Origin of the sequence: Streptomyces sp. BK79 (genome assembly GCF_044142145.1) — a bacterium.
Classification (GTDB): domain Bacteria; phylum Actinomycetota; class Actinomycetes; order Streptomycetales; family Streptomycetaceae; genus Streptomyces.
Genome location: NZ_JBHVOC010000012.1, coordinates 205,543 through 218,383 on the forward strand (window position 1 = coordinate 205,543; position 12,841 = coordinate 218,383).

At 68.0% G+C, this 12,841-nt stretch carries 8 protein-coding genes; 7 read left to right on the plus strand and 1 reads right to left on the minus strand.

The window, feature by feature from the left end; all coding sequences use genetic code 11:
* Positions 1-221: 221 nt before the first annotated feature.
* Positions 222-4,028: a GH92 family glycosyl hydrolase gene (locus ACFIF2_RS17360; RefSeq protein ID WP_395573547.1), complete on the minus strand. Its 3,807-nt coding sequence runs from the start codon at positions 4,026-4,028 to the stop codon at positions 222-224.
* 427 nt (positions 4,029-4,455) lie between these two features.
* Between ACFIF2_RS17360 and ngcE the strand changes: the two genes are divergently transcribed.
* From ngcE to ACFIF2_RS17395, 7 genes are all read left to right on the plus strand, one after another.
* Positions 4,456-5,904, plus strand: coding sequence for an N-acetylglucosamine/diacetylchitobiose ABC transporter substrate-binding protein (gene ngcE, locus ACFIF2_RS17365; protein WP_395573548.1), 1,449 nt, complete (start codon positions 4,456-4,458; stop codon positions 5,902-5,904).
* Positions 5,905-5,989: 85 nt separating this feature from the next.
* The gene (locus tag ACFIF2_RS17370) at positions 5,990-6,916 is read left to right on the plus strand and encodes a carbohydrate ABC transporter permease (RefSeq protein ID WP_395573549.1); all 927 of its coding nucleotides are present in this window, start codon (positions 5,990-5,992) and stop codon (positions 6,914-6,916) included.
* A 4-nt stretch (positions 6,917-6,920) separates the two neighbouring features.
* The gene (locus ACFIF2_RS17375; RefSeq protein ID WP_395573550.1) at positions 6,921-7,844 is read left to right on the plus strand and encodes a carbohydrate ABC transporter permease; all 924 of its coding nucleotides are present in this window, start codon (positions 6,921-6,923) and stop codon (positions 7,842-7,844) included.
* 205 nt (positions 7,845-8,049) lie between these two features.
* Positions 8,050-9,261, plus strand: a complete 1,212-nt coding sequence (locus tag ACFIF2_RS17380) for an ROK family transcriptional regulator (RefSeq protein ID WP_395573567.1) — start codon at positions 8,050-8,052, stop codon at positions 9,259-9,261.
* Positions 9,262-9,394: 133 nt separating this feature from the next.
* Positions 9,395-10,498 carry a substrate-binding domain-containing protein gene (locus ACFIF2_RS17385; protein ID WP_395573568.1) on the plus strand — a complete coding sequence of 368 codons (1,104 nt, stop codon included), beginning with the start codon at positions 9,395-9,397 and terminating at the stop codon, positions 10,496-10,498.
* Between the two features lie 183 nt (positions 10,499-10,681).
* Entirely contained in the window at positions 10,682-11,473 is a 792-nt protein-coding gene (locus ACFIF2_RS17390; RefSeq protein WP_356611986.1) for an ATP-binding cassette domain-containing protein, read from the plus strand.
* The gene (locus ACFIF2_RS17395) at positions 11,470-12,762 is read left to right on the plus strand and encodes a sugar ABC transporter permease (protein ID WP_395573551.1); all 1,293 of its coding nucleotides are present in this window, start codon (positions 11,470-11,472) and stop codon (positions 12,760-12,762) included. The genes ACFIF2_RS17390 and ACFIF2_RS17395 overlap by 4 nt, the downstream gene beginning before the upstream one ends.
* The last annotated feature ends 79 nt before the right edge of the window (positions 12,763-12,841 follow it).

Sequence of the window (12,841 nt, forward strand, 5' to 3'; positions counted from 1 at the left end):
ATCTTGGTCATGCGGAAGGGATCACGAACGGGTAAGTCCGCATGATCCCGAGGTACTTCCGTGATCCTTACACATGACGTTCACGCGTCAATCAGATTTACGGCAGGGGACGAGAGCGGTACAGAACAGGTACGCAAGTGCAACGTGAGGCGTACAACCTTTTGCGGGGTACGCCGGTCACCCGGCGTACCCCGCAGCGTCATCCCGTGCTCACCTCACCCTCAGGCCAGCAGTTCCACCTCCGCCAGCGTGTGCTCGCCGTCGAGCACCAGGCGGTACTTCTGATACGCCCCCGGCGACTTCACCGAGAACGCCCGGGTCTGCCGGTCCCAGGCGAAGGACTCGCCGGAGCGCTCGTCCAGCGTCCGCCAGGCCGTGCCGTCGGCCGACCCCTGGAGCTTCCAGCCCGCCGGGGCCTTCGCCCGGTCCGCCGGCGACGTCAGCGTGTACTGGAGCGCCTCGGTGCCCTCCCCGGACACCGGCAGGTCCACCGACGTGACGGCGGCCTCCGTCGCCGACGTGTCGTCGAACAGGGCGCCCTCGGCCTCGATCGCGTCCGCGCGCGGCGTCGGCACCTCGTCGTCCTCGGTGATCGACACCGGCGCCGCGTTCTCGCCGGTGCCCCACGAGGAGGGCTTCGCGCCCATGTCGAACTCCAGGACGCCGCCCTTGGCGATCAGCGCGTGCGGCAGCGAAGTGGAGTTCCAGCGCTTGCCGTTGACCTTCAGGCCCTGCACGTAGACGTTCTTCGTGCTGTTCTTCGGCGCCTTGACGACCAGTTCGCGGCCGTTCTCCAGGTGGACGGTCGCCTTGGTGAACAGCGGGGAGCCGATGGCGTACTCGCCGCTGCCCATCACCAGCGGGTAGAAGCCGAGGGAGGAGAAGAGGAACCAGGCCGACTGCTCGCCGTTGTCCTCGTCACCGTGGTAGCCCTGGCCGATGTCGCTGCCGGTGTAGAGGCGGGAGAGCACCTCGCGGACGTTCTTCTGGGTCTTGTACGGCTGCCCGGCCGCGTCGTACATGTACAGCGCGTGGTGGGCGACCTGGTTGGAGTGCCCGTACATGCCCATGCGCACGTCCCGCGCCTCGGTCATCTCGTGGATGACACCGCCGTAGGAGCCCTTGAACTCCGGAGAGGCGGTCTCGGGGGTGGACAGGTACTCGTCCAGCTTGTCGCCGAGGCCGTCGCGGCCGCCGTACAGGTTGGCCAGGCCCCGGCTGTCCTGCGGGGCGGTGAAGGCGTAGCCCCAGCCGTTGGTCTCCGTGTAGTCGTGGCCCCACACGCGCGGGTCGTACTTCTCGGAGTCCACGCGCCACTTGCCCGCCAGGTCCTTGCCCTGGAAGAAGCCGGCCTTCGCGTCGAACATGTTGACGTAGTCCTGGGCGCGGTTCAGGAAGTACGCCGACTCCTCCTTGTACCGCTTCTCGCCGGTCTCCTTGTAGAGCTTCTCGCCCATCTTGGCGATGCCGTAGTCGTTGAGGTAGCCCTCCAGCGCCCACGACAGGCCCTCGTGCGTCGCCGTGCTCGTGTACCCGAGGAACGGCGAGGTCGCCATGCCCTTGCGGCCCACGCCCGAGGACGGGGGCACGGTGGTGGCGTTCTTGACGGCCGCGTCGTACGCCGCCTTCGCGTCGAAGTCGACGCCCTTGACGTACGCGTCCGCGAACGCGACGTCCGAGGAGGTGCCGGTCATCAGGTCCGCGTAGCCGGGGGAGGACCAGCGCGAGGTCCAGCCGCCGTCCTTGTAGTGCTGTACGAAGCCGTCGACCAGCTCACCGGCCTTGGAGGGGGTCAGGAAGGAGTACGCGGGCCAGGTGGTCCGGTAGGTGTCCCAGAAGCCGTTGTTGACGTAGACCTTGCCGTCCACGACCTTGGCGCCGGTCTCGGTCGGAGTGTCCTCCTTGACCGCCTCGGAGAACGGGGAGGCGTACTTGTACGTCCCGCCGACCTTCTCGTGGCCGGCGTTCGGGTACAGGTACAGCCGGTAGAGGCTGGAGTACAGCGTGGTCAGCTGGTCCTGTGTGGCGCCCTCGACCTCGACCTTGCCGAGGATCCTGTCCCACTGCTTCTGGGCGTCGCGCTTGACCTTGTCGAAGGAGGTGCGCTGCGGGATCTCCTGGCGCAGGTTGTCCTTCGCCTGGTCGACGCCGATCAGCGAGGTCGCGATGCGCAGCGTCACGGTGCGGTCCCGGCCGGCGTCGAAGCGCAGGTGGCCCTTGACGCCGCTGGAGTCGCCGCCGGTGACCTTGCTGTCGAACTCGCCGTAGACGAAGAGGCGGGTGGCGCCCGTGGACAGGCCGGACTTGACGTCCGAGTAGCCCTGGAAGGTGCCGTTCTCCTTGTCCAGGGTCAGGCCGGCCTGGTCGTTGACGTTGTCGAAGATCACGCTCGCGTCGTCACCGGGGTAGGTGAAGCGCATCATCGCCGCGTGGTCGGTCGGCGCCATCTCGGCCTTCAGGCCGTTCTCGAACCGCACCCCGTAGTAGTACGGCCGGGCGGTCTCGTTCTCGTGCCGGAAGGCCAGCTCGCGGGCGTCCCGGCCGGTGTCCGGGGTGCCGGCGGCGGCCGACGGCATCACCTGGAAGGTCTGCCGGTCGCCCATCCAGGGGCTCGGCTCGTGGCTCGCGCTGAACGCCTGGAGGGTCGGCAGGTTGTCCGCGTTGTTGCCGCGCGCGTAGTCGTACAGCCAGCTCAGGGAACCGGCGTTGGTCACCGGCGTCCAGAAGTTGAAGCCGTGCGGCACGGCGGTCGCCGGGATGTTGTTGCCGCGCGAGAAGCCGCCGCTGGAATGGGTGCCGCGGGTGGTGAGCGCGTAGTCGGACAGGTGGGCCTCGGGGCGTGCGGGAGCGGCCCGCTCGATCTCCACGTCGTCCAGCCAGCCCCGGAACTTCGCCGGGCCCTTGGGGGAGTCGTACGCCACCAGGATCCGGTCGACGGTCTTGCCGGCCGCGACCGACCCGATCCCCGACTTCACGCTGTTCCACTGGTTGACGTACAGCACCTTGGCGTCGCCCTGACCGCGCGGCGTCAGCGGGAACCCGTGCTGGTCGGTGGCCTTCAAGTCGCTCAGGTAGGTGCCGTCGGTGAAGGCGAGGTCGACGGCGACGTTCGTGGCGTCGTAGTCGAGGTCGCCGTCCGCCATCGACGGGAAGATCTTGTACGACAGCTCGGTGCGGCGGTCGACCCGCACGTCGACGTCGAAGACCTTGTTGTACGAGTACGCCCGGCCGTCCGCGGTGTGCCGCCCCGCGTACCTGAGGGCGTGCGTGCCGGTGAAGCCGGCGCCCGCCTTGGCCGTCGGCGAACCGCTCGGGCCGCGGTCGACGAGGGAGAGCATGTCCTCGGGGACCGGCGTCTCGGTGGCGGCGGTGGCCAGTTGCACGTCGGCGAGCTGGAGCGCGTCGCCCGCCCCGTTGTTCCCGGTGATCTCCAGCCGGAAGTGCCGGAACTCGGCCGCCTCGGCGAGGTCGTACGTCTTCGTCTGGAACCGCTCGCCGAAGGACTCGCCGGACCGGGTGTCCAGGGTCCGCCAGGTCTCGCCGTCCGCCGACCCCTTCAGCGTCCAGTCCGCGGGGTCGCGTTCGGCGTGGTCGTTGGCCGAGGTGAGGGCGTACTTGGCGATCTTCGCCGGGGCGTCCAGGTCGAACTCGACCCAGCCGGTCCTCTCGAACGTCAGCCATTTGGTGCTCGGTTCACCGTCGGCGAGGTTCTCCTTCACCTCGCCGCCGCCGGTGTTCTCCGCGCTCGCGCGGACGTCGGTGACGTGGTCGGTGACGTTGCCCGGTATGCCGGTGCTGTAGCCGCCGTCGACGCCCGCGGCGCGCTTGCCGCCGTCGGCGTCCGTGTCCACGGTGTTGAGCCAGTCCGGAACCGGGTCGTCCGACTCGAACGAGGACGAGAACTCCCGGTCGGCTCCGGCGGGCGCGGTGGGCAGCGCGACCGCCGCACCCTGCGAACCCACCGCCAAAGCGAGGGCGGTCGTCATCACGACCGCCGAACCCCATCTGTGCCGAACTCTGTACTGCATGCCCTGGCCACCCTCCCCGCGCTCCTGCGGACAACGTTGTCAATTCGTTCGCGCAAGCACCAGTAGTGGTCAAGTGGCAAGTGATGTCAAGGGTGTTGGATGTGGCGTTCGGGGCTTATGCCGGGGATTCTTCCGGCAAGCGGCACACAGGCCCCTCATATTTCCGGGAGGTCTCAACTCGGAAAAGACGTACCGCCAACCTTGCATTCGATCTTGCTCAGCTGGCGGGAAGTGGACTATACCTGTCGGCCACCGGGGGATCCGGGGGGAACCGCGAAAAGGGACCGCCAGAACACCCGGACATCTGTGTCCGCAAGGCTTCGACCAGCAACACCCGTACTTCCTGCACGACCCAGCGTGACCCGATCGCGGTGCCGGGGAGGATCCGGTTCACCGCCTGAGTCCTGGAGAAGGCGAGGACTTGAGCATGGGATCCACTTCCGCCGAGAACAACGGCAAGGGCGTCGGCCGCCGCGATCTGATCAAGCGGTCCGCGGCGCTCGGCCTGATCTCCGTACCGACCATGAGCTTCCTGTCCGCCTGCGCGAGCGGCGGCGGGGACGACCAGGAGAAGGCCGAGGCGGGCAAGAAGTCCGCCGAGAACCCGCTGGCGGTCAACGACAGCGCCCAGATGGAGTTCGTCCTCTTCGACGGAGGCTTCGGCAAGGAGTACGCCGAGGACGCCGTGAAGCTGTACGAGAAGGCCTTCCCGAAGGCCAAGGTGAAGTTCTCCGCCACCCAGAAGATCCAGTCCACCCTCCAGCCGCGCTTCAACGGCGGCAACCCGCCCGACCTCGTGGACAACTCCGGCGCCGAGCAGATGGACATGGGCGTCCTGGTGGGCAAGAAGCAGCTCACCGACCTCACCCCGCTGCTGGACGCGCCGTCCTACGACGACCCGAACAAGAAGGTCCGCGACACCCTGCGGCCCGGCATCGTCGAGATGGGCCAGTTCGACGGCGACCCGGTCTGGATCCTGTACTACGCCTACACGGTGTATGGCAACTGGTACTCGAAGAAGGCCCTGGACTCCCTCGACGCGGAGTACCCGAAGACCTGGGACGAGATGCTCGCGGTCTGCGCCAAGGCCAAGAAGAAGGACATGGCCGGCTGGACCTACGCCGGCAAGTACCCGTACTACATCCCCTTCGCGATGTCCCCGATGATCGCCAAGGTCGGCGGTGTCGAGGTGCTCAACGCCATCGACAACCTGGAGCCGAACGCCTGGAAGCACCCGGCGGTCAAGACGGTCTTCGAGGCCTGGTACGAGCTGTACAAGAAGGGCTACATCCTCAAGGGCACCCCGGGTCTGGACCACATCCAGTCGCAGACCGCCTGGGCCAAGGGCGACGCCCTGTTCCTCCCCAACGGCTCCTGGGTGGAGAACGAGTCGGCCAACGTCATCCCCGCCGACTTCGACCTCACGGTCTCCGCCCCGCCGGGCATCGACGACAACGACGCGATGCCCTTCGGCACCATCTGGGCCTCCGGCGGTGAGCCCTTCATCGTCCCGGCGAAGGCGGCCAACGCCGCCGGCGGCATGGAGCAGCTGCGCATCATGCTCAGCGAGGCGTCCTCGAAGAACTTCACCGGCAAGGTGAAGTCGCTGACCGCCTACAACGGCGGCACCGACGGCATCGAGCTGACCCCGGGCCTCAAGGCCGGCGTCGCGGCGCTGGAACTGGCCGGCGACAACGTGGTGAACCCCCGCATGCAGGACTGGTACGTGCAGCTCCAGAAGGAGAAGATCGGCGTCTCCTGCCTGGGCGAGATGATGGCCGGCCGGATGACCCCGGCCGAGACCATCAAGAAGATCCAGGGCTACGCGGACGAGGCCGCCAAGGACTCGTCGATCAAGCACTACAAGCACCAGTGAGGACGCGTCACCAGGGCCTGTCCCGCGCTCCGGCGCCGGACGGGCCCTGGCGGCGCCACCCGCGCGCAGATCGGGGTCGGTGGTAATGCAGCACGGCAAGTACCGGTTCATCGTGGGGTTCCTGGCCGTTCCCCTGGGACTGTACGCGCTCTTCGTCGTCTGGCCGTTCATCCAGTCCATCTACTACTCGTTCACGGACTGGACGGGCCTGAGTCCCGAGTTCAAGATGGTCGGCTTCGACAACTACTCGCGGATGCTCGACGACGACATCTTCTGGAAGTCGCTCTGGCACAGCGTGTTGTTCGCCCTGCTGGTGCCGCTGGTGACGCTCGGCCTGGCGCTCTTCTTCTCCTTCATGATCAACGTGGGCGGACGCAAGCGGAAGGGCGGCCCGGTGATCACCGGCGTCCGAGGCTCCGGCTTCTACAAGATCGTCTACTTCTTCCCGCAGGTGCTCTCCATCGCGATCGTCGCCCTGCTGTTCCAGTTCGCGTACAACCCGGACAGCGGCGCGGTCAACTCCCTGCTGCGCGGGATCGGCCTGGGCGACGTCCAGCCGCTGTGGCTCGGCGACCCGGACCTCGCGCTGTGGTGCGTGATGGCGGTGCTCGTCTGGTCGACGGTGGGCTTCTTCGTCGTCCTGTTCTCCGCGGGCATGGCCTCCATCCCGGCGGAGCTGTACGAGGCGGCGCTGCTGGACGGGGCGACCCGCTTCACCACCTTCTTCAAGGTCACCCTGCCGCTGCTGTGGGACACCGTGCAGTCCGGCTGGGTCTACATGGGCATCCTCGCGCTGGGCGCCGAGTCGTTCGCGGTCGTGCAGATCATGACGACCGGACCCGGCGGACCCGACTACTCGACCACGGTGATGGTCCTGTACGTGTACCAGAAGGCGTTCCGGGACGGTCAGGCCGCCTACGCCACCACGATCGGCGTCGCCCTGCTCGTCGTCACGCTGGCCTTCGCGGCCGTCGTGATGAAGCTGGGCCGGCGCGAGCGGCTGGAGTACTGATCACATGAAGACGACCGAGACCCCCGCTCCCGTACCGGCCGAGCCCGGCGTGTCCGTCCGCGAGGACGCGGCCCCGCCCGGCGGGCTGCAGAAGGGGAAGAAGGAGGGCACCGCCCTCAACGTCTTCTCCCACGGCGTCCTCGTCATCTGGGCGATCATGGTCGGCATGCCGCTGGTGTGGGCGGTGATGACCTCTTTCAAGGACGACGCCTCCATTTTCGGCTCGCCCTGGTCGCTCCCCGACAAGCTGAACTTCGACAACTGGTCGCGGGCCTGGTCCCAGGCCCACATGAGCGACTACTTCCTCAACACCGTGCTGGTGGTGGGCGGTTCGCTCGTCGGCACGCTGGTGCTGGGTTCGATGGCGGCCTATGTGCTGGCCCGGTTCGATTTCCCGGGCAACCGGTTCATCTATTACTTGTTCATCGGCGGCATGAGTTTCCCGATCATGCTCGCGCTGGTCCCGTTGTTCTACGTCGTGGACAACATGGGACTGCTGAACACCATCCACGGGCTGATCCTGGTCTACATCGCCTATTCGCTGCCTTTCACGGTGTTCTTCCTGACCGCTTTCTTCCGGACGCTGCCGAGTTCGGTGGCGGAGGCCGCGTTCGTGGACGGGGCCTCGCACACCCGGACGTTCTTCCAGGTCATGCTGCCGATGGCCAAGCCGGGCCTGATCAGTGTGGGAATCTTCAACTTCCTGGGCCAGTGGAACCAGTACATGCTGCCGACCGTGCTGAACACGGACCCGGACAAGCACGTCCTCACCCAGGGCCTGGTGCAGCTCGCCGTCAGCCAGGGCTACAAGGGCGACTGGTCGGGTCTGTTCGCGGGCCTGGTGATGGCGATGCTGCCGGTGCTGGCCGCGTACATCATCTTCCAGCGCCAGGTGGTCCAGGGGCTCACGGCGGGCGCCCTGAAGTAACCCCTCGGTGCTCGCGCGGAGCCGCTCCCGTGGTCCGGGGGCGGCTTCGGCGCGTATGCGGTCGAGTGTGTGCGGTTATGTGTGCCGGGCACCCGGATGCGGTTCAACCTCTTGACGGGAGGCGACCCGAACGGCTCAGCTTAGAGTTCACTAGTTGGACATGGACGGGGCCTCATCGAAGCGGCCCCGCGCGCAGGAGGTCGTCGTGGAGACTCCCGGGTCGCAGTCGTCGCTGCACCGAGCCAACCTGGAACGGGTCGTACGAGCGGTACGGCTCGCCGGGTCGCTCACGCAGGCGGAGATCGCGAGGACGACGGGCCTGTCCGCGGCGACCGTCTCGAACATCGTCCGGGAGCTGAAGGACGGCGGGACGGTCGAGGTCACGCCCACCTCGGCGGGCGGCCGCAGGGCCCGCAGCGTCTCGCTGAGCGGGGACGCGGGCATCGTCATCGGCGTGGACTTCGGGCACACCCACCTGCGCGTCGCGGTCGGGAACCTCGCCCACCAGGTGCTCGCCGAGGAGTCCGAGCCGCTGGACGTCGACGCGTCCGCCGCACAGGGCTTCGACCGGGCGGAACAGCTGGTCAGCAGGCTGATCGAGGCGACCGGCGTGGACCGCTCCAAGATCGCCGGAGTGGGCCTCGGCGTGCCCGGCCCGATCGACGTGGAGTCCGGGACGCTCGGCTCGACCGCCATCCTGCCCGGCTGGGGCGGCACCAAGCCCGCCGAGGAGCTGCGGGGGCGGCTCGGCGTGCCGGTGCACGTGGACAACGACGCCAACCTCGGCGCCCTGGGCGAGCTGGTCTGGGGCAGCGGCCGGGGGGTGCGGGACCTGGCGTACATCAAGGTCGCCAGCGGTGTCGGCGCCGGCCTGGTGATCAGCGGCAAGATCTACCGCGGCCCCGGCGGCACGGCGGGCGAGATCGGGCACATCACCCTGGACGAGTCCGGCCCGGTCTGCCGCTGCGGCAACCGGGGCTGCCTGGAGACCTTCGCCTCCGCGCGCTACGTGCTCCCGCTCCTGCAGCCGAGCCACGGCACCGACCTGACCATGGAAGGCGTCGTGCGCCTGGCCCGCGACGGCGACCCGGGCTGCCGTCGGGTGATCGCCGACGTCGGCCGCCACATCGGCAGCGGAGTCGCCAACCTCTGCAACCTGCTCAACCCGAGCCGGGTCGTGCTCGGCGGCGATCTCGCGGAGGCCGGTGAGCTGGTGCTGGGCCCGATCCGGGAGTCCGTGGGCCGCTACGCGATCCCCAGCGCGGCGCGCCAACTCTCCGTACTCCCGGGGGCACTTGGCGGCCGTGCGGAGGTGCTCGGGGCGCTCGCCCTCGCGCTCAGCGAGATGGGCGATTCGACCCTTTTGGACGGAAGTGCGACCGGTGCTCTGTCCATGGCCTCCCCTGCCTTCACTTAGAGCACGGATGGCACCGTTGTCATCTCGTTAAGGATTTACTTCTTGACGTCGCACGTGTGGCCGAGTTGACTTCCAGCCACCTCGGCCGCAACGACGCGGCCTCGTCAGGGAGGTTTCTGAAGTGAACACGCGTATGCGTCGTGCCGCCGTCGCCGTTGCCACCACCGCCATGGCGGTCTCGCTCGCCGCCTGTGGCAGTGCCAAGGAGTCCGGCGACAAGGCCGACTCGTCCGACTCGGCCGCCAAGAAGGGCGACGACATCAAGGTCGGTCTCCTGCTTCCGGAGAACCAGACCGCTCGCTACGAGAAGTTCGACAAGCCCTTGATCGAGAAGAAGGTCAAGGAGCTGACGAACAACAAGGGCGAGGTCGTCTACGCCAACGCCAAGCAGGACGCCACGCTGCAGTCGCAGCAGGTCGACACGATGGTGACCAACAAGGTCGACGTGCTGGTCGTGGACGCCGTGGACTCCAAGGCCATCGCCGGCTCGATCAAGAAGGCAAAGGACGCGGGCATCCCGGTCGTCGCCTACGACCGCCTCGCCGAGGGCCCGATCGACGCCTACACCTCGTTCGACAACGTCACGGTCGGCAAGACCCAGGGCGAGGCCCTCCTGGAGGCGCTGGGCGACAAGGCCAAGGACGGCCAGATCGTCATGATGAACGGTTCCTCCACGGACCCGAACGCCGCCCAGTTCAAGGAGGGCGCCCACTCCGTCCTCGACGGCAAGGTGAAGATCGGCCGCGAGTACGACACCAAGGAGTGGAAGCCGGAGAACGCCAACGCCAACATGGAGGGCGCCATCTCCGCCCTCGGCAAGGACAAGATCGTCGGCGTCTACTCCGCCAACGACGGCATGGCGGGCGGCATCATCACCGCCCTGAAGGCCGCCGGCATCGCCGACATCCCGGTCACCGGCCAGGACGCCGAACTCGCGGGCGTGCAGCGCATCGTCACCGGCGAGCAGTACATGAGCGTCTACAAGTCCTACCCGCAGGAGGCCGAGGTCGCCGGCGAGATGGCCGTCGCCCTCGCCAAGGGCGAGTCGCTCGACTCCATCGCCAAGGACAAGGCCGACAGCGCCACCACCAAGGGCATCCCGACGGTCCTCGTCCCGGTCGTCTCCCTGACCAAGGACAACATCAAGGACACCGTCATCAAGGAGGGCTTCTACACCCTCGACGAGATCTGCGCCGGCAAGTACAAGGCCGCCTGCGACAAGATCGGTCTCAAGTAAGCAGCCCCGCGCCCCGTACCGCCTGAGCGCGTACGGGACCGGCTGCGACGCAGCTTCCTCCGGCGCCCCGCACCCAACAGCCCCGCAAGCTACGCGGGGCGCCGGACGGAACCCCCGCGGGCAACCCCCGCCCACCCCCCAACCTTTCTGCACAACCTCCCGCCGGGTCAGGCGGCGAAGGAGATGGTTCACGTGTCCGCTACGCCCGTGCTGGCGTTGCGCGGGGTCTCCAAGCGATTCGGTGCCGTCCAGGCGCTCACCGACGTAGAGCTTGAGGTCCACGCCGGTGAAGTGGTCGCCCTGGTGGGCGACAACGGCGCCGGAAAGTCCACGCTGGTCAAGACGATCGCCGGCGTGCACCCCATCGATGAAGGCGCCATCGAGTGGGACGGCAAGGCCGTCAGCATCAACAAGCCGCACGACGCCCAGAACCTGGGCATCGCGACCGTCTACCAGGACCTCGCGCTGTGCGACAACATCGACGTCGTCGGCAACCTCTACCTGGGCCGGGAGATCCGCAAGCGCGGTGTCCTGGACGAGGTGGAGATGGAGCGCCGCTCGCGCGAGCTGCTGGACACGCTGTCCATCCGCATCCCCAGCGTCCGCATCCCGATCGCCTCGCTCTCCGGCGGTCAGCGCCAGGTCGTGGCGATCGCCCGCTCCATGCTCGGCGAGCCCAAGCTGGTCATCCTCGACGAGCCCACCGCCGCGCTCGGCGTCGAGCAGACCGCCCAGGTCCTCGACCTCGTGGAGCGGCTGCGCGAGCGCGGCCACGCCGTCATCCTCATCAGCCACAACATGGCCGATGTCAAGGCGGTCGCCGACAAGGTCGCCGTCCTGCGCCTCGGGCGCAACAACGGCGTCTTCGAGGTCAAGTCGACCTCGCAGGAGGAGATCATCTCCGCCATCACGGGCGCCACGGAGAACGCCGTGACCCGTCGTGCGGCGCGCACCAATGGGGAGATCAAGAAGTGAGCATCGACAAGACCTCCACCCCCGCCGCGGACAGCGCGGCGGCGAACCCGGAAGCCGCTCCCGCCGCCGTCGCCGCGGTCGACCCGCGGCTCCTGGTGCGCGAGCAGGGCTTCGCGGGCTACCTCGGCGAGTTCAAGCGGAAGATGAAGGCCGGTGACCTCGGCTCCCTTCCGGTCGTCGTCGGCCTGCTGGTCATCTGGGCCATCTTCACCAGCTTGAACTCCAACTTCCTCACCGCCGGCAACTTCTCCGACATGTCGGTGGCCATGGTCGGCACCGGCATGATCGCCGTCGGTATCGTCTTCGTGCTGCTGCTCGGCGAGATCGACCTGTCGGTCGGTTCGGTCAGCGGTGTCGCGGGCGCCACCTTCGCGGTGCTGAGCGTCACGCACGGCATGAACGAGATACTCGCCCTGGTGCTGGCGATCCTCACCGGCACGGTGGCGGGCGCCATCCACGGCTTCGTCTTCGCGAAGATCGGCGTCCCGGCCTTCGCCGTGACGCTGGCCGGACTGCTGTTCTGGCAGGGCTTCATGCTGCAGATCCTCGGCAGCAACGGCACCATCAACCTGGACGCCGACGGCGTGGTCGTCAAGCTGACCAGCTACTACTTCAGCGACGTGGCCGCCGCCTACGGTCTGGCGGTCGTGGTGACCGCGGGGTACTTCCTCACCGCCTTCCTCGACAACCGCCGTCGCGAGGCCGCCGGAGTGCCGTCCCGGCCGCTGAACGAGATCATCGTGCGCACGGTGCTGCTCGCCGTGCTGGCCTTCGCCGTCGCGATCGTCTTCAACCAGTACAAGGGCCTGCCGCTGGCCGTGGTGATCTTCCTCGCGTTCCTGCTGCTGACGGACTTCGTGCTCCGTCGCACGGCGTACGGCCGCAAGGTCTTCGCCCTCGGCGGCAGCGTCGAGGCGTCCCGCCGGGCCGGTATCAACGTCGAGCTGGTCCGTATCTCGGTCTTCGCGATCGCCGGGACCTTCGCCGCGATCGGCGGCCTCTTCGTGGCCTCGAAGATCGCCTCCGCCAACCAGGGCGCGGGCACCGGTGAGTTCCTGATGAACGTCATCGCCGCCGCCGTCATCGGCGGCACGTCCCTCTTCGGCGGCCGCGGCCGCACGTGGGACGCGCTGCTCGGTGTGATGGTCATCATCTCGATCCAGTACGGCCTCGCCCTGGAGGGCATCGCCTCGCCGGTCCAGTACATGATCACCGGTGGCGTCCTGCTGGCGACCGTCGTCATCGACGCGGTCACCCGCAAGACGCAGAAGACGGCCGGCCGCGCGTAACCGCGCACCGCGCCCGTCGCACCACCACCGCCCGCCCGAGCTGAGCCCTCGGGCGGGCGGTGTCGTAGAAGGGGCCACC

Excerpts from the sequence above, each read along its gene's own strand:
- ngcE (WP_395573548.1), top strand. The coding sequence starts at position 4,456 with ATGGGATCCACTTCCGCCGAGAACAACGGCAAGGGCGTCGGCCGCCGC.
- ACFIF2_RS17375 (WP_395573550.1), top strand. The coding sequence starts at position 6,921 with ATGAAGACGACCGAGACCCCCGCTCCCGTACCGGCCGAGCCCGGCGTG.
- ACFIF2_RS17360 (WP_395573547.1), bottom strand. The coding sequence starts at position 4,028 with ATGCAGTACAGAGTTCGGCACAGATGGGGTTCGGCGGTCGTGATGACG.
- ACFIF2_RS17390 (WP_356611986.1), top strand. The coding sequence starts at position 10,682 with ATGGTTCACGTGTCCGCTACGCCCGTGCTGGCGTTGCGCGGGGTCTCC.
- ACFIF2_RS17370 (WP_395573549.1), top strand. The coding sequence starts at position 5,990 with ATGCAGCACGGCAAGTACCGGTTCATCGTGGGGTTCCTGGCCGTTCCC.
- ACFIF2_RS17385 (WP_395573568.1), top strand. The coding sequence starts at position 9,395 with ATGCGTCGTGCCGCCGTCGCCGTTGCCACCACCGCCATGGCGGTCTCG.